At 71.1% G+C, this 16,986-nt stretch carries 16 protein-coding genes; 5 read left to right on the top strand and 11 right to left on the bottom strand.

Annotation, left to right across the window (positions count from 1 at the left end):
* Positions 1–62: 62 nt before the first annotated feature.
* From HS041_RS22220 to HS041_RS22230, 3 genes are all read right to left on the bottom strand, one after another.
* A complete protein-coding gene (locus tag HS041_RS22220) occupies positions 63–497 on the bottom strand; it encodes a hypothetical protein (protein ID WP_196442740.1) in 435 nt (144 codons plus the stop codon).
* A 180-nt stretch (positions 498–677) separates the two neighbouring features.
* Complete coding sequence (locus tag HS041_RS22225; protein ID WP_196442741.1) at positions 678–1,292, bottom strand: YflT domain-containing protein; 615 nt, start codon at positions 1,290–1,292, stop codon at positions 678–680.
* A gap of 89 nt (positions 1,293–1,381) precedes the next feature.
* Entirely contained in the window at positions 1,382–2,821 is a 1,440-nt protein-coding gene (locus HS041_RS22230) for a GuaB1 family IMP dehydrogenase-related protein (RefSeq protein WP_196442742.1), read from the bottom strand.
* A gap of 134 nt (positions 2,822–2,955) precedes the next feature.
* Between HS041_RS22230 and HS041_RS22235 the strand changes: the two genes are divergently transcribed.
* A complete protein-coding gene (locus HS041_RS22235) occupies positions 2,956–3,423 on the top strand; it encodes a GyrI-like domain-containing protein (protein WP_196442743.1) in 468 nt (155 codons plus the stop codon).
* 94 nt (positions 3,424–3,517) lie between these two features.
* Here HS041_RS22235 and HS041_RS22240 read toward each other — a convergent pair whose 3' ends face one another.
* The 7 genes from HS041_RS22240 to HS041_RS22270 form a co-directional block, all read right to left on the bottom strand.
* Positions 3,518–4,108, bottom strand: a complete 591-nt coding sequence (locus tag HS041_RS22240) for a hypothetical protein (protein WP_196442744.1) — start codon at positions 4,106–4,108, stop codon at positions 3,518–3,520.
* Positions 4,105–4,344 (bottom strand): helix-turn-helix transcriptional regulator, encoded by a 240-nt coding sequence (locus HS041_RS22245; RefSeq protein ID WP_196442745.1) that lies wholly within the window; start codon positions 4,342–4,344, stop codon positions 4,105–4,107. Before HS041_RS22245 ends, HS041_RS22240 begins: the two co-directional genes overlap by 4 nt.
* A gap of 25 nt (positions 4,345–4,369) precedes the next feature.
* Positions 4,370–5,203 carry an ABC transporter permease gene (locus tag HS041_RS22250; protein ID WP_196442746.1) on the bottom strand — a complete coding sequence of 278 codons (834 nt, stop codon included), beginning with the start codon at positions 5,201–5,203 and terminating at the stop codon, positions 4,370–4,372.
* A complete protein-coding gene (locus HS041_RS22255) occupies positions 5,200–6,045 on the bottom strand; it encodes an ABC transporter ATP-binding protein (protein ID WP_196442747.1) in 846 nt (281 codons plus the stop codon). Before HS041_RS22255 ends, HS041_RS22250 begins: the two co-directional genes overlap by 4 nt.
* A 100-nt stretch (positions 6,046–6,145) precedes the next feature.
* Positions 6,146–8,491 carry a hypothetical protein gene (locus HS041_RS22260; protein ID WP_196442748.1) on the bottom strand — a complete coding sequence of 782 codons (2,346 nt, stop codon included), beginning with the start codon at positions 8,489–8,491 and terminating at the stop codon, positions 6,146–6,148.
* A 139-nt stretch (positions 8,492–8,630) separates the two neighbouring features.
* On the bottom strand, positions 8,631–9,797 hold the full coding sequence (locus HS041_RS22265) for a cytochrome P450 (protein ID WP_196442749.1): 1,167 nt from the start codon (positions 9,795–9,797) through the stop codon (positions 8,631–8,633).
* A 13-nt stretch (positions 9,798–9,810) separates the two neighbouring features.
* A complete protein-coding gene (locus HS041_RS22270; protein ID WP_196442750.1) occupies positions 9,811–10,965 on the bottom strand; it encodes a CaiB/BaiF CoA transferase family protein in 1,155 nt (384 codons plus the stop codon).
* Positions 10,966–11,156: 191 nt separating this feature from the next.
* On the opposite strand from HS041_RS22270, the gene HS041_RS22275 reads away from it, so the two are divergent.
* Complete coding sequence (locus HS041_RS22275) at positions 11,157–12,848, top strand: serine/threonine-protein kinase (protein WP_196442751.1); 1,692 nt, start codon at positions 11,157–11,159, stop codon at positions 12,846–12,848.
* 302 nt (positions 12,849–13,150) lie between these two features.
* On the opposite strand, the gene HS041_RS22280 is transcribed toward HS041_RS22275, so the two are convergent.
* Positions 13,151–13,405 carry a winged helix-turn-helix domain-containing protein gene (locus HS041_RS22280; protein ID WP_196442752.1) on the bottom strand — a complete coding sequence of 85 codons (255 nt, stop codon included), beginning with the start codon at positions 13,403–13,405 and terminating at the stop codon, positions 13,151–13,153.
* A gap of 206 nt (positions 13,406–13,611) precedes the next feature.
* Here HS041_RS22280 and HS041_RS22285 point away from each other — a divergent pair, with 206 nt between their 5' ends.
* The 3 genes from HS041_RS22285 to HS041_RS22295 all read left to right on the top strand — a co-directional run bounded on the left by HS041_RS22285 (position 13,612) and on the right by HS041_RS22295 (position 16,781).
* Positions 13,612–13,854: a hypothetical protein gene (locus HS041_RS22285; protein WP_196442753.1), complete on the top strand. Its 243-nt coding sequence runs from the start codon at positions 13,612–13,614 to the stop codon at positions 13,852–13,854.
* 84 nt (positions 13,855–13,938) lie between these two features.
* The gene (locus HS041_RS22290) at positions 13,939–14,958 is read left to right on the top strand and encodes a hypothetical protein (protein WP_196442754.1); all 1,020 of its coding nucleotides are present in this window, start codon (positions 13,939–13,941) and stop codon (positions 14,956–14,958) included.
* On the top strand, positions 14,955–16,781 hold the full coding sequence (locus HS041_RS22295) for an FtsK/SpoIIIE domain-containing protein (protein ID WP_196442755.1): 1,827 nt from the start codon (positions 14,955–14,957) through the stop codon (positions 16,779–16,781). Before HS041_RS22290 ends, HS041_RS22295 begins: the two co-directional genes overlap by 4 nt.
* Positions 16,782–16,986 lie beyond the last annotated feature (205 nt).

Consider the following 16,986-nt stretch of genomic DNA (forward strand, 5'->3'; position numbering starts at 1 on the left):
GGACGGACGCCGCCGGTGCTCCGCGCCCCTGAGAGCACCGGCGGGCGCCGCGTCCGCGCGTCTTACCTGATCATTCCGGAGACGAGGTTGCGCAGCTCGAGGTGACCGGCCTTGAGCTCGGCCACGTCACCCTCGACCCGCTTCATGGAGAGCTCGAGGTTCCCGACGGAGCGCTTCACCGTGATGATCTCCTCCCGGAGCTCGGAGTGCCCGGCGCGCATCTCGGCGCGGAGCTCGTCCTGCCCTCTGCGGAGCTCGTCGGTCGTCGTGCGGAGCTCCTCGACGGTCGTACGGAGCTCGGACTGTCCGTTCCTCAGCTCCTCCTGTCCTCTGCGCAGTTCCTCGGTCGTCGTGTGGAGCTGCTCTGTGAGGGTCCGGAGGTCGCCGAGGACGGCGAGGGTGGCCGTGGACACGTCTCGCTGCATGAGCTGGTCGGCCCGGAGCGAGGCGATGTCGCTCTCCATCGTGTGCACGCGGTAGTTCAGCTTGGTCTTCACCGATTGTCCTTGCCATCGTCGTATACGGGGGCACCGACGGCGTTGGAGGGAGCGCCTGAGCGGTGAGGCAAGACTACGCACGGCTCACTGTTGATCGCTACGTGTGATTTCGGCTGGGATGGTGAAAGCCGTACCGGGTGGAAGAAAAGCTCACCCGGTACGGCCGCGACGGGGACGCGATCAGGAATCGGGCCGCTGCCGGGCGGTGACAGACGAGGCGGTCTGCGGGTCCGCCGGCGGGGTGGCGGGGCGGCCGGCGGCGGGGTCGTACGGCCCGGCGGACGGCGGGGCCTCGACGACCACGGTGTCGGCCTGGACGGGGGCGCCCTCCATGACCGCGCGGGCGTGGTCGAAGTGGGAGGCGGCGACCAGCACGTCGTAGCGGCCGGCGACGATCGCGCTGCGCGAGGCGAAGTCACGCTTGCCGCCGGTGAAGAAGTGGTTGATGAACCCGAACGCGGCGCCCATCACCGCGCCCCACAGCCCCGCCCAGAGCACGAGCATGAAGAACGAGAGCGTGGTGGAGGTGAACAGCCCGAGGAACATCCCGACCACCAGGCCGAAGACCAGGCCGCTTCCGGCGCCGGTGAGCGCGGCCCGGCCGTTGGTCATCCTGCCGGTGACCGTCTCCTCCAGCCGGAGGTCGCTGCCGACGATCGCCAGGTTCTCGACCGGGAAGCCCGCGTCCGAGAGGGTGTCCACGGTCCGCTGCGCGGCCAGGTAGTTGTCGTATCCGACCAGGGTCCTGCGGTCGACGACGACCGGGGTGTCCATACCGACGGATAGCTGGTTCATGTCGTTTCGCCCTTCCGAGTGGGGGTGCTCGAAAACAGGGGGCTACCCGGGGCGCGCACGAGGATGCGCACCCCGGGGACGGGATTTCGTCACCAGCTCTGGTGCAGCGGCATCCCCTCGGTGTAGCCCGACGAGCTCTGCACCCCGACCACCGCGCGCTCGTGGAACTCCTCCAGGTCGGCCGCGCCCGCGTAGGTGCACGAGGAGCGCAGTCCGGCCACGATGGCGTCGATCTGGTCCTCGACGCTGGGCCGCAGGGGGTCGAGGTACATCCGGGAGGTGGAGATGCCCTCCTCGAACAGCGCCTTGCGGGCGCGGTCGAAGGGGGAGTCCTCGGCGGTGCGGAGCTTCACGGCGCGGGCCGAGGCCATGCCGTAGTTCTCCTTGTACTTACGGCCGTCGGCGGCGGTGCGAGCGTCGCCGGGGGACTCGTAGGTGCCCGCGAACCAGGAACCGATCATCACGTTGGCCGCACCGGCGGCCAGGGCCAGCGCCACGTCGCGGGGGTGGCGCACGCCGCCGTCGGCCCAGACGTGCCGCCCCAGGCGGCGGGCCTCGGCCGAGCACTCCAGCACGGCGGAGAACTGCGGGCGGCCGACCCCGGTCATCATCCGGGTGGTGCACATGGCGCCCGGGCCGACGCCCACCTTGAGGATGTCCGCGCCGGCCTCGACCAGGTCGCGCACACCGCCGGCGGTGACGACGTTGCCCGCGGCGACCGGCACTCCGGGGTCGAGCGCGCGGACCGCCTTCAGGGCGCCGATCATCTTCTCCTGGTGGCCGTGGGCGGTGTCCACGACCAGGCAGTCGATCCCGGCCTCCAGGAGCTCCTTGGCCTTGGCGGCCACGTCGCCGTTGACGCCGACGGCGGCGGCGATCCGCAGCCGCCCGGAGGCGTCGACGGCCGGCTTGTAGAGGGTGGCCCGCAGCGCGCCGGTCCTGGTCAGGATGCCGACCAGCCGGCCGCCGCCGTCGACGATCGGGGCGAGGCGGTGGCGGCCCTCGTGGAGCCGGTCGAAGGCCTCGCGCGGGTCGAGCCCGGCGGGCAGGGCGAGCAGGTGGTCGGACATGACCTGGGAGAGCTGGGTGTACATGTCCACGCCTTGGCAGTCGGCCTCGGTGACCACGCCGATCGGGCGGTCACCGCCGTCGACGATGATGACCGCGCCGTGGGCCCGCTTGGGCAGCAGGCTGAGCGCGGCGCCGACGGTGTCGTGCGGGGCGAGGGTGAGCGGGGTGTCGTGGACCAGGTCGCGCTTCTTGACCCAGTCGACGACGTCGGCGACCACGTCGATCGGGATGTCCTGGGGGATCACGGCGATGCCGCCGCGCCGGGCGACGGTCTCGGCCATCCGGCGTCCCGCGACCGCGGTCATGTTGGCGACGACGATGGGGATCGTGGTGCCGGTGCCGTCGGAGGTGGACAGGTCGACGGCGAGCCGGGAGCCGATCGAGGAGCGCGACGGGACCATGAAGACGTCGCTGTAGGTCAGGTCGTAGGCCGGAGCCATGTCGTTGAGGAACTTCACGTGGGTCTACCTTATGCGGTGAACGGTTGCGGGTGTTCATTCCCCGGTTTCGTCCCTGCCAAGAGGATCGCCCGCACATGCTGCGGATAAGATCCCATTCGCGTGTTTTATCGGGGTGGGTCAGAGGAGGCGCTGTGATCGTTGTTGAACGGCAGGAGACGCTCGTGGTGGGCCATGCCGTACGGACCTCCAACGCCGACGAGATGGACCCGTCACGGGCGAGGCTGCCCGCGCTCTGGCAGCGGGCGGGAGCCCCGGGCGCCTTCGCGCACGTGCCGGGGCGGGTCGACGAGAACCTCTACGCGGTCCTGACCGACTACGAGAGCGACCACCACGGCTCCTACACCCAGATCGTCGGGGTGGCGGTGCGGACCGCCGCCGCGCTGCCCGAGGGCATGGTCGCGGTGCGGGTGCCCGCCGTGCCGGCGCTGAAGCTGGAGGCCCGGGGCTCCATGCCCGGTGCTCTCATCGAGGCGTGGCAGCGTCTGTGGAAGCACACCGAATCGGGCGGCACCCCGCCCCGGGCCTTCAGCACCGACCTGGAGGTCCACCACCCGGAGGGCGTGGACCTCTACGTCGCCGTCTTCCCGCCGATGAGCTGACCGGCCGCCGGGCCTCCCCGGGTGCGGCGACGCCTCCCGGGCCGTCTCGCCTGCCGGGCCGTCCTGCCCCGGCGGGACGGCGTGCTCGCGGGCGTCACTCCTCGTCGTCGGGGAGCGGGTCGGGCAGCCGCCAGGTCGAGACGATCAGCGGGAGCACGAGGTGGGTCATCGCCAGCGCGACGATCAGCATGATGACCGCCCTTTCCGGCACCACGTAGTCGCCCTCGCCGCCCACGCCCGCCACCACCGCCGTGACGAAGCAGGCGGCCAGCAGGCCCGTCGTGATGCGGTGGGCGATGGTGGTGGCGCGCAGCCGCTCGCCCACCTGCCGCTCGTCCAGATGGCGCTCGGTCAGTTCGACGAGGCCCCGGGTGGCGATGTTCATCAGTGTCACGGCCGGGAGGTAGATCACCATCATGACCGCCAGCAGGGTCAGGATGATCCAGTTGCCTCCGTCGTCGGGCTCGGCGGCCCAGGAGACGGCCGCGTTGATCCACTGGAGTGCCAGCGAGAACATCCCCGCCCCGGCGAGCCAGCGCCGCCGCTTCCGGGTGGCGTACCAGCCGGGCAGCATGTCCAGCTGCATGATGTCGGCCCGGCTCAGGTTCATCTGCCGGTACTCCGACCAGCTCATCTTCTTGAGCTCCGCCCAGCGCACCTGCCGGGCGCCCTCGCGCTCGCTCATCGCTTGACCTCGCTGCCCAGCCGGGGGAACGGTTTCAACGCGAACACCACTTCCAAGGGAACCTCGAAATACTCGGCGATGCGCAGGGCGAGGTACAGGCTCGGGCTGTACTCGCCCCGCTCCAGGTAACCGATCGTCTGGTAGTGGACCCCGAGCGCGGCCGCGAGCTCCTTGCGCGAGACGCCGCGCTCGGCCCTCAGCATCGGGATCCGGTTGTAGACCTCTTCCGCGCCCATCGCAGCAGTCTCCCAGCCCGGGCGGTCACGAGCGCTGCGCGGCGAGCTGCCGCGCGGCGAGCCGCGAGCCGGACTCCCGACGGGTGACCCGGCGGATCAGCGGCGGCGCGAGCAGCATCCCGGCCACGGTCCAGGCCGCCAGCACGGCCGCGACGTACGGCAGGCGCCAGCTCCCGGCGATCTCGGCGGCGAGCATCGCGTCGGGCAGGAACGCCGCGCGCAGCCCGAGCCCCTGCCAGTAGAGCGGGAACGCCTGGGCGACCCACTGAAGGGCCTCGGGCATGATCGTCGCGGGGAAGAAGACGCCCGAGGTGAAGACCAGGGCCAGCATCGGCAGGGTCGCGATCCCCACGGCGTTCTTGCTCGGCAGCAGGGAGCCGATCGCCGCACCCAGCGGGATCGTCGCGACCGTGCCCAGAAGCAGCACCCAGACCAGGGTGAGCCAGTCATGGGGCAGGGGGGCGCCGCCCAGCAGGACACCGGTGGCGACGATCAGCACGCTCTGCACGGCGATCTGGCACAGGGCGGTCGTCGCCCGGCCCGCCAGGTAGGCGAAGATGCCGCCGGGGATGGTGCGGAGCCGCAGCAGCGTGCCCTCCTCCCGGTCGGTGACCAGCGCCATCGGGAAGGTCATCAGCGCGGTGCCGAAGACGGTGTAGGCCAGGAATCCCACCATCATGAACGTGATCCTGGAGACCCCCGTCTCCTCGATGGTGGAGTCGCCCATCCACAGGGTCAGGGCGGCGAAGACCCCGACCGTGCCGATGAGGGTGCCGATCAGCTCCTTGCGGGTCTTGAGCAGGTGCATGTGCTCGGTCCAGCCCCGCTTGATCCCGATGCGCAGCGCCTTGGCGTTCACGCGTTCCTCCCGACCAGTCCGAGATAGCTCTCCTCCAGGGACGGCCGCCGGATCTCCAGCCCCGGCACCGGCCCGTCGAACCTCCTGTGCAGCTCCCACGCCGTCTGTGAGGGGTTCGGTGTGGCCATGACCTGCTCGCGGCCGTCCTCCAGCCAGCGCACCTGCGACGGGGCCTGTACGGCCTGCGCCAGCTCGGCGGGGGTCCCGCAGACGGCGATCCGGCCCTCGGCCAGGATCGCCGTCCGGTGCGCCAGCTTCTCGGCCTCGACCAGGTCGTGCGTGGTGAGCAGCACCGTCATGCCGTCGTCGGCGGCCAGCTTGGCGAGCAGCCGGTGGAAGTCGTTGCGGGCCTCCGGGTCGAAGCCGGTCGTCGGCTCGTCCAGGAACAGCAGCTCGGGGCGGCCCACGATGCCCAGCGCGACGTCCAGGCGTCGGCGCTGCCCGCCGGACAGGCGGCCGACCTGCTGCCCGGCCTGCTCGGCCAGCCCGACGGCGGTCAGCAGCTCGTCGGGGTCGTGCGGGGCGTCGTAGAACTCGCTCAGGTGGACGATGAGCTCCCTCGTTCCCCATCGGGAGTGGTCCCGCCAGTTCTGGAGCACGATCCCGAGCTTGGCCCGCCATGCGTCGGTGGCCTTCTCGGGGTCCGTGCCGAGCACGCTCACCTCGCCGGCCGACCGCTTCCGGAAGCCCTCCAGGATCTCGATCGTGGTCGTCTTGCCCGCCCCGTTGGGGCCGAGGAGGGTGAAGATCTCTCCCCGCCGGATCTCGAGGTCGACGCCTTGCAACACGTCGGCCGCGCCGTACGACATCCGCAGGCCGCGCACGCTCACCGCAGTACTCATGCTGACGAATGTAGTAGAAGTACTACATATGAATCAACTCCTATGACAAAGGGCGGTACACCTGGAACGGGTGCACCGCCCGCTTGCCGGAGTTACGCGGTCACCGGTCGTGCCTCGACCGGCAGGTCACGAGGAAGGTGGTCTGGCTCGATCCCTCGTAGGGGGACTGGAGCTCCACCTTGAAGGAGCCGTTCTCCGACCGCTGGGTGCTGTACCGGCCGGTGACGGTCTTCTCCTGCTTGCCGGTGCCGTCGAAGGAGACGGTCCCGCCGCCGAAGAACACCCACTGGTTCCGGGTCTCGTTGCTCTTGCGGTACCAGCGGTAGCCGACGGAGGCGGGGCCGTCGGCCGCCGTGACCTTCGCGCTGACCTGGAAGACCGCGGGCCGGTTGGCCCCGCACTCCTCGTTCTCGTCCGTGCGCTCCTTGCCCGCACCGGAGACCGTCGGGTTCACGCAGGTCGTGCTGAACGCCACGGCCTCGGTCTCGCCGCCGCCGGCCGGGTCGACGATCTTCAGCCGCACGGAGCCCCTGGCGGTCGCGACGGAGCTGAACCCGTTGGCCACGGTCTTGCTTCCGGCGGAGTGGAACGTCGTGGAGAACGGGCCGGAGCTGAACCAGGGGCGGCCCTGCTCGTCGACCCACTGGTACTTCACGGCCATCGGCCCGGTCACAGTGATCTTCGCCGAGACGGAGCGCTCCACGTCGGCCGGTGTCGTGCAGGGGCCGGTGTAGCTGACGGGGGAGACCTTCATGTCCGAGGCGGTCGTGGCCGGCGGCTCGGCGGTGCAGACCGTGTTGAACGAGGCGTCGGCGGTCTCGCCGCCGCCGGCCGGATCGACGATCTTGAGGCGCATCGTGCCGCTCAGGCTGGTCTTGCGGAAGAAGTTGTTGGTGACGGTCTTGCTGCCGGGCGCGTCGAAGGTCACCGAGAACGGGTCAGGGCCGGGCCAGGGGCCCTGCTGGTTGATCCACTGGTACTTGACGGTCATCGGCTTGGTCACGGTGATCTTCGCCGAGACGATGTGCTGCAGGCCGTACGCCGTCTGGTTGCACGGGCCGGTGTAGCCGGAGGGCTCGACCTTCATGTCCGACGCGGTCGTCGCCGAGGGCGGGGGAGAGGACGGCGGGGGAGAGGACGGCGGCGGTGAGGAGGGGGGCGGGGAGGACGGCGCGCCGGTGCAGGTCACGGTGAACGCGGCCTGGGCGTTGTCGGTGGCGACCGCAGGGGAGAGGATCCTCAGCGTGCCCGATCCCCTGACGACGGGAACCTCGCGGTCGTAGGCGACCGTCATGGTGTGCGGAGCGACGTCCTTGCCTCCCGGCTCACCGGTGAAGGAGAGCGTGCCGACGGGGCCGGCGCCGCCCTGGCTGTCACGCCACTGGTACCTCACCTCGACCGGGGTCCTGCTGACGGAGATCTTGCCGGTGAAGGTGAGAGTGGTCGGGCAGGCGCCGGTGTGGGCGGGCTTGTCGACTGTGGCGGTGGGGGTCACCGTCAGGCCGGGCTCGGGCCGCTCACAGGTGACGGCGTAGTTGGCGCGCAGGGAGTCGTAGCCCTCGGGGCTGACGATCCGCACGGCCTTCCAGCCGGTGGTCGTGGCCTTCACCGGATGCGTCAGCGAGACGGTACGGCTGCGCGCGTCGGTGGCGGCGAAGTCGAGGTGCTGCACGGCGCTCGCACCGGTGGCGCTGTCGATCCACTGGTAGGCGACGCGGGCCGGGACCCGGCTGACCTGGATCAGGGCATCGAAGCGGACCGGCTGGCCGGTGGTGGGGCACGGACCGGTGTAGGCGGCCGGGGTGGCCGTGACCGACGCGGCGGCGTAGGCGGGCTCCTGAGGCCGGCCGGTCGGGCCGGGGGACGGCTTGCCGGTCGGCGCGGGAGAGGGGGGCGCGGGCGGGAGCGGGTTGACGCCGTCGTAGACGACGGGCTTGCCGCCGGTGCAGGAGACGGTGAAGTACGCCTTCCCGGACAGGCCCTTCCTGCCGATGATCTGTACGGCCTGCCAGCCGCGGACGTCCCAGTCGAAGCTCTGGCGGTCGCGCACGGTGACCTTCTTGGCGCCGCGGACCTTGATGGTCTTGACGGCTCCGTGGCTGCCGTCACCGCGGGCCCAGCGATACTTGACGAGGCCGGTGCCCTTGGCGGAGATGACGGCGGAGAAGCCGACGGTGGTGGGGCACTCCCCGGTGTAGCGGGCCGGGCCCGCCTTCACCTTGCCCACGGCCACCTTGACCGCGGGCGTGGCGGTCGTGCCGCCGGCCTCGGCCGTGGATCCGGACGCGGTGTCCTGGGTGACGGTGTCCTGGGCGGTGGCGCCCTGGGCGGCCGTACCTCGAGTGGCCGTGGCCTGGGCGGCCGTGGCCTGGGCGGGCCCGGCCAGCAGGCCCGCGACCAGGACGCCGGCCGTACCCAGGCTCAGCAGAAACGCTGGAGATCTCACATCACACCCCTTTCATGATCGAAGGGGGCACATGATTCCCGGGCGGAGTGGAGAGCCACTTGCGGATCACTGCAACGCCTGGGACCGGGCGCCGGTCACGGTCCCGGACGCGCCCGCCGGCGCCGTTCCGCGATGACGGTCAGCGCGGTTCCAAGGTGACGGGGAAGGAGGTGACGCCCCGGACGAAGGCGTTGGGCAGGATGCGCGGACCCCGGTCGTCGGCCCAGGCGGCCGAGCCGACCCGGCGCACGAACTCCTCGAAGAAGATCCGCAGCTCCAGCCGGGCCAGCGCCGCGCCGAGGCAGAAGTGGGTGCCGAGGCCGAAGGCGATGTGGCCGCCGGGGGCGCGGGTCACGTCGAAGACGTCGGGGTCGGTGAAGACCGCCGGATCGCGGTTGGCGGAGCCGTACATCATGAGGACCTGCTGGCCCTCGGAGATCTTCTGACCGGCCAGGACCGTGTCCCGGGTGGCGGTCCGGCACATGTTGAGGACGGGGGTGGTCCAGCGGACGAACTCCTCGACCGCGTTCTCGATCAGTCCCGGATCCTCCCGCAGTCTCGCCCACTGCCCGGGGTTCCTGATCAGAGCGTCGATCGCGGTGGCGATGACGGTCCTGGTGGTCTCCGCACCGCCGTCCAGCAGCAGCAGCGCATCGTTGGCCAGGCGCTCGTCGTCGTAGTCCGGCTGCCCGGCCCAGATCGAGGTCAGGTCGTCGCGCGGGCAGCCGCGCCGGTCGGCGGCCAGCTCCAGCACGGCGGTGGCGAACTCGCCCGCCGCCACGGCCGCCTCGTGGGTGACGTAGCGCAGGCCGCCGCCGGCCACGATCGTCGTCTCCGACCAGTGGACCAGCTCCGGCCAGCGCTCGTCGGGGAAGCCCAGCAGCCAGCCGATCATCCGGCCGGGCAGCGGCGCGGCCAGCGCCGGGACGGCGTCCACGGTGCCCTTCTCCAGCGCCTCGTCGATCAGCTCGGTGGCCACGGCCCGGATCCGGCCGGTGTACTTCTCGGCCACGTACCGGGGGGTGAAGCGCTTGTAGACCAGGCGGCGGCGCTCGGCGTGCTCGGGGTCGTCGATCCCGATCATCGACGGGTCGCTGGGGAGCTGCGGCCGGTAGCCGCCGGTGCTGGACCAGAGCCTCGCGTCCCGCTCCACCGCGGAGACGTCGGCGTGCCGGGAGACTCCCCACAGGCCGTTGCCCGCGTCGAAGTAGGCCGGCGCGTTCTCGCGCAGCCAGGCGTAGACCGGTCCGGGGTCCCCGGCGTACATGTCTCCGTCGAGCAGGTCGATCCTGACCGGTTGATCCATGGCTTTCCCTTCGTCAGGCGAGTACTCCCGCCTCGCGCAGCTCGGCGGCGGTCTCCTCCGGCAGCCCCCATGAGGACAGGTCGTCCAGCCGGGTCGCGGGGGAGAGGTCCTGCTCGGAGACGCCCAGCAGGCGGGGCGCGGGTGCGGGCTGCCGGACCCCGCCGACCTCGACGAACGTGCCCCGGACCTTGTTGTGCGGGTGCTCACCCGCCTCGGACATCTCCAGCACGGGCGAGACGCAGGCGTCCGAGCCGTCGAAGACCGCCTCCCACTCGGCGCGGGTCCTGGAGCGGAAGGCCTCGGCCAGTCGTTCGCGCAGTGCGGGCCACTGGGTTCGGTCGTTGCGGTCGGGCAGGTCGGAAAGGCCCATGAGGGAGACCATCTCGGTCCAGAACTGGGGCTCCAGGGAGCCCACCGCCATGAACCTGCCGTCGGCGGTCTCGTAGGTGTCGTACATGGGCGCGCCGGTGTCGAGGAGGTTGCTGCCGCGCGGCCCCCAGAAGCCGCTCTGCACGCCGTGGTAGAACATCGCGAACAGCGTCGCGGCCCCGTCCACCATGGCCGCGTCGATCACCCGGCCCTGGCCGGTCCGCTCCCGCTCGACGAGGGCGAGCAGCACGCCGTAGGCCAGCATCAGGCCGCCGCCCGCGAAGTCGCCGAGGATGTTGATCGGCGGGGTGGGCTTCTCGCCCTGGCGGCCGAGCATGGACAGCACGCCGGAGATCGCGATGTAGTCGATGTCGTGCCCGGCGGTCGGGGCCAGCGGGCCGTCCTGGCCCCAGCCGGTCATCCGCCCGTAGATCAGCCGGGGGTTGACCGCGTGCAGGTCGGACGGGCCGATGCCGAGGCGCTCGGCGACTCCCGGCCGGAAGACCTCGATGACCACGTCCGCGCGGGCGGCGAGCTTCTTGAAGGCGGCGACCCCCTCGGGAGACTTCAGGTCCAGGCCGACGGTGCGCTTGCCGCGGTCCATCACATCCGTGCGCGGCCGGTCCCCGGCGGCGGTCACGGCGGCGACCCGGTCGATGCGCAGCACCTCCGCGCCGTGGTCGGCGAGCATCATCCCGGCGAACGGGCCGGGGGCCAGACCGGCCAGCTCCAGCACCCGGACTCCGGCCAGCGGACCCTTCCTGCCGCGGTCGCCGGCTCGCTCGGTCACGGGATCCATGGGCGTTCTCCTCCGAAGCGCAGACCCGACTCTAGCCGGGCGGACGATAAACAAGCAATCGCTTGGTCGTGCACAATTCCCCTGCGGGGCAAGTAGAACAACATTCGGCTCGGCCTGGCAAGACGCCCTGCCTGACAGGTGCGGCGTATGGGAAACTTGCGGCTCGACAGATCTGCACCGGGGGGACACGGATGGCACACCCGCACGGGGGACGGGAGATCGCCGGGCGCTACCGGCTCCAGCATGAGCTCGGCCGGGGAGGCATGGGCGCGGTGTGGGAGGCGCACGACATGCTCCTCAACCGTTCGGTCGCGGTCAAGGAGGTGCTGCTTCCGCCGAACCTCTCCCCGGCCGAGCACGAGCGCCAGCTCGTCCGCACCGCGCGGGAGGCCAGGACCGCCGCCAAGCTCAACCACCCGGGCATCGTGGCCGTCTACGACGTGGTCGAGGAGGACGGCCGGCCCTGGATCGTCATGGAGCTGGTCAGGGCCCAGGGGCTGGACGAGGCCGGCCTGCTGCCGGTGCGGCAGGTCGCCGGGATCGGCCGCCAGGTGCTGGCCGCGCTGCACACCGCCCACCAGGCCGGGATCCTGCACCGCGACGTCAAGCCGAGCAACATCCTCCTCACCTCCGACGGCCGGGCGGTGCTCACCGACTTCGGCATCGCCACCGTGGAGGGCGACGCCTCGCTCACCCAGACCGGCATGGTCACCGGCTCGCCCAGCTTCCTGGCGCCCGAACGCGCCACGGGCACGCCCGCCGGCCCCTGGTCGGACCTGTGGGCGCTCGGCGCCACGATGTACGCGATGCTGGTCGGGCAGGCTCCCTTCGAGCGCCGCGACGCCATCGCCACCCTGGGGGCGCTGCTCACCGAGGAGCCCGACTTCGGCCGCGTGCCCCCGGAGATGCACGAGGTCCTGTACGGCCTGCTCCAGCGTGAGCCCGCTCACCGGCTCACCGCCGAGCAGGCCGACCGGTTGCTGGCGGAGGCGGCCGGGGACCCGGCCGACGCCCGCCGTACCGCGTGGAGCCCGGCGGCGCGAGAGCACACGAGCCCGATCGGCCACGCCCACCGGGACGGGGGCCACCGGGATCCGGAACCGGGCCCTCCGGAGCGTTCCGGTCCCTCCCGCGCAGTCCGGGACGGCAGGACCGGGGTGCCGCCTTCGCGGAGGAGACGGCGGAGCCCGCTCGCGCTGGTCGTCGTGGCGGCGCTGCTCCTGGCCGGCGCGGGCACCGCCGGGTTGATCATGCTCAGGGAGAACACGTCGGTGGCCGCCGAGGCGTCCGCGGAACCGGAGAGGACCGAGAGCAAGCGCGCCGAGCGCGGGCGTGGCGAGGGCGGCGTGAAGAAGCGGCGCTCTCCCTCGCCCGAGCCCGAGCCGGAGTCCGAACCGACCCCCACGGCCGACGCCGTCCCGAGGCTGACCACCACGGAGCGGGGCGACTGGTCGATCGAACGCCCCTCCGGCTGGACGACGGAGCCCGTCGGCTCGGAGGGCGTGCGGTGGACGCGTCCCGGGGGCGGTGCCGCGATGTCGGTGGAAGGGCTCGGCTCGTTCTTCGACCTGGAGTCCGTCCGGGACAGCACGAAGGAGGAGCTGGAGCAGCGGATCGAGATCGTCGAGGAGCGCACCAGCCCCGTCACCGGTTCATACGGCGAGAGCCTCGACTGGGAGTTCACCTGGCGGCTGAGGGACGGCGCCGAGGGGGAGGGCTGGGGCTCGCCCGGGGTGACCTACCGCGAGAAACGGCGTTTCATCGAGGTCGGCGCGACCGCCATGGTCCTGACCTGGACCACTCCGGCCGAGGAGTGGCCCGCCCTGGAGGCCACGGCCGAGGCCGTGCTGGAAAGTTTCGAGGTGCGCAGACATGTGACCTGAGGGGCAGGACGGCATTACCTCTGCGAAGAGTTTTCCCCGGTTTATCCGGCTGGGAGCTACGTACAAACCCCAGGATAGCCAGCTCGGAGCGGAGCAGCGTATAGGAAAATTAACGTCTCTGGTTGTGTGCCTGCTCGGGGGGCCGATGACGGATGACAGATCCGTCGTCGTTCCTCCTCCGCATGCGTATGCGCGCGCACGCGGGGGCGATAATCAGAAGAAATCTGTCATCTGTCACAGATGAGAGCCCGGGAGTGGTATTTCCCCAGGTCAGGTCACGGGTTGAGGTGATGACACATCTGTCACGCCTCCCCGCTCTCCTCCGCCGGTGGCTCCGGGCCCACGAACGATCCCAGATACGGGCGGGTGTAGATCAGCCCCTCCTCGCGGAGGTGCTTCGTCGCCTTCCTGATCGTCGTGTAGGCGACGCCGAACTCCTCGACCAGGCCACGCTCGGAGATGAGCCGACCGGGAGGATACTCCCCGCTCTCGATCCGCTTGCGGAGGACGGTCGCCACCTGCATCCAGCGGGACGTATCGGCACGCCATTCGATCATGGAACCGCAGCGTAGAAGATCACCCAGCAGGGTCCTTCACCGGCTAGAACTGCACAGCTATGCACTGCGGTATAGAGCAGGGCATAGCAGTTGTGATGTAATCGGGGCGCGGCCGCCTTTCGGAGGGACAGCGGCCGCCCCGATCGGCGCGGAGGTGTAGGCCGTCACCTCCACCTCCGCGCCCCCCTCATGGAGGTGACGGCCTCATGGCTACCGACAGGCTCGGCATCCACTGGACCCCGTTCCTGCGGACTGGCGCCGTCCTCCGCGTGAAGGCCAACCTCGACACCCGCTACGAGTTCTGCGCCATGGGCGGCCTCTGGCTCGTCCTCCAACACCATGAGGGACGCATCCTGGAGGCCGGCCGCGGCAATCTGAACACCGCCCTGGCGGTATGGAACGAGATCCTCCTGGCCGATGCCCGGAGTCGCCTCCCGTCCCGGCCCTGAAAATGAAGAAGGCCCCCACCGGCGCGCCAACGCCAGTGGGGGTTCTTCCAGCTCAGACACCTAATCGACGTAGGAGTCCGAACCATGCAAGACCTTATTCGCACGTCCACGCGCGTGCCAAGCCTGGCCCGGGCCAGGAAACGGGAAACCGCCGCGGAGAAGCTCGCGCGTGCGGCCCAGGCCGCCGCCGACGTCCGCGCCTACGACACCAACCCCGACGTCATCGCCTACCGCATCGAACGCCTCCGGGCCCGCGTCGACCGGTTCATCTGGACCGGCCTCATCATGGGCCTCGCCTTCACCGCCGCGAACGTCCAGGCGTTTGCCGCCGGCGACGCCCCCTTTCAATCGATCGCCTGGTGGGTCGCATGGCTCCTCGACCCGATGGTGTCCCTCGTCCTCGTCGGCACGCTCTTCGGCGAGCAGGTCATCGCCCGCCACGGCATCACCGCCGGCGCCTGGGTGCGCCGCACGAAGTGGACCGCTCTCGGCGCCACCTACGCCATGAACACCTGGGAGGCGTGGACCGCTCTCGACCCGGCGCAGATCCTGCTGCACTCTGTGCCGCCCGCGATCGTGTTCGTCGCCGCGGAGGCGATCACGACACTCCGCCTGCAGATCACCGACGCCGTACGGCGAGCGTACGACGCGGCCGCCCGCACGGAGCCGGGAGAGGACCGTACGGGGCCCGTACGGGAGGCCACCGTACGGCGGGCGTTCGTGTTCCGTACGGCCCCCCGTACGGAGGAGCCTGTACGGATCCCGACCCGTACGTTCCGGTACCTGCCCGGCATCCCTCGTACAGAGGAGCCCCGCCCGCTCCGTATCGTCCGCGCATTCCAGTACCAGCCCCGTACGGCCGGGGAGGCAGACCGTACCGCGGACCGTACGGAGACAGCTCCGGTCCTGGCGGACCGGGACGTGTTCGTCCGTACGGTCACCGGGGAGATCCTGGCCGCTGCGGAGCGCGGGGACCGGTGGGGCCCGGACTACGCCGAGCTGATGGCCCGTACGGGCCGGTCGAAGTCGTGGTGCGAGAAGGCTGTACGGGCCGCCCGTACGGCTGTGTTCCGTACGGATGCCCGTACGGAGGCGGTGGCATGAGCGCGCCCACGATCGAGCAGCCCGTGACGGAGGAGTTCGTACGGCCCCGCACCGCCCCGGAGTTCTGGGAGAAGCCGCGCCGCCGTACGGGCGCACGGGTCCGTACGGCCCTCCACCGCGTCCGGCAGGCCCAGCCCGCACGGCGCACCGTACGGTTCACGTGGCGTACGGCTACCGCGCCGGTCGCCGGCACCGCGCAGCTCGGCCGGATCTACTGGCGGTGGGTGAAGGCGGAGGACTACAAGGCCGCCGAAGACCTCAAATTCCTGGAGAGCGTCAGGACGCGGCGGCGCCGTACGGCGTGGATGGTCGGCTCCGGCTACGTGCTCGGATCCGCGGTCAGCGCCTACACGGTGGGCGGGTCCGCCGCGCTGATCGCCGCCGGGGCGATCGCCACGGCCGGCACTGCGGTAGAGGTGAAGAAGCGGATCTCCGCCCGGCCGGCCCCGTTCGCATTCCCCGGAAAGAAGGGCGGGACGCCGAAGGAGGACCTCGTCGTCAAGGCCGCCATCGCTGCGAAGCTCGGCAGGGCGGACGGGATGAAGCTCGCTTCCCCGGTCCTGTCGGAGGGCGGCGGCTGGTCGACCGTCCTGCAGCTCACTCCGGGGGACCGAGCCCGGACCTGTCTCGGCAAGGAAGGTGCGTTCGCGTCCGCGCTCGGCGTCGGCGAGTCACAGGTGTTCTTCTCCCCGCTCGACGAGCACGCCGGCCAGCTCGCCATCTTCGTCTGCAAGGACGATCCGTTCCTGAAGGTCTACCCGTCGCCGTTCATCGGCCGGACCGAACCGTGGGACTTCTGGCGAGGCATCCCGGCCGGAGTCAACGGCCGCGGCGAAGAGGAGCGGCTGCGCCTCGTCGACGCGTCCCTCATCGTCGCCGGGGAGCCGCGCGCCGGGAAGTCCGCGGCCGTCAACGGGATCTTGTCGGCGGCCGCCCTGGCGCCGACCGTCCGCATGCACCTGTTCGATGGGAAGGGCGCCGGCGACCACCGGCCGTGGAGGCGGATCGCTCACACCGCGGTCAAGCGCAACGCCCCGGCCCTGCTCGCCCATCTGAAGAAGATGCAGGCGCGCATGGAGCAGATCTTCGACATGCTCGACGAGGTGGGCGGCCCCACCCGGCTCACTCCGGAGCTGTGCCGCCAGCTCGGCATCGACGTGGAACTCACCGTCGTCGACGAGACCCGGTACTACGTGTCCTCGCCGCAGGGGGAGGAGATCGTGGAGGCGATGGTCGACATCGCCTCGCGCGGCCCGGCGGCCGGGATCCTGCTCGTGCTCGCCACGCAGCGCACCACGAAGGAGGGCATTCCGCCGAAGCTCAAGGGCGTCTGCAGCCTCAGGTGGGCGATGCGGTGCGCGGACAGCGTCGCCTCCAACGCCGTTCTCGGTCCGGGCGCGGTCGGCGCCGGATACGACGCCTCCGAGATTCCCCGGTCACACCGTGGCGTCGGGATCCTGGACGCAGACGGCGCGGACCCGGCCCGCCTCCGGTCGTACTACCTCGACGATGAGGGCACCGATCTGCAAGACGTGGCCGCGGTCGCCTACGAGCTCCGCCGGGCGGCTGGCACCCTCCCCGCCCGGGAGACAACGCCCGTGGTCGAGGAGCATCCGGTCGATCTGGTCCTGGCCGCCATGGGCGAGGCCGATCGGATCCACTCGGCGGACCTCGCGGAGGCGCTCGGCGAGGGGTGGACAGCCACCCGGATCGCCGAGGTGCTCAAGCCGTACGGCATCACGCCGGTCGACGTGAAACTCGACGGCCGGACCCGCAACGGATACCGCCGTGCTGATCTCGAAGCGGCGCTCACCACGGTCTAGGGACCCGGGTCGACCCGGGGTCGACCGCCCGTCATGGGTCGACCCCGGGTCGACCGGCTGTGACCTGCACGGTCGACCCGGTCGACCCTCTCAAGCACCCCCCGAAACGGCCCCTGGAGAGGGCCGGGAAGCAGGAGAAGGACATGGAGCTCATCCTCATCGTGATCGTGGCCCTGGGCGTCTGGTGGGCGTGGGACCGGCGGCG

Origin of the sequence: Planomonospora sp. ID67723, assembly GCF_015711605.1 — a bacterium.
Lineage (GTDB): Bacteria > Actinomycetota > Actinomycetes > Streptosporangiales > Streptosporangiaceae > Planomonospora_A.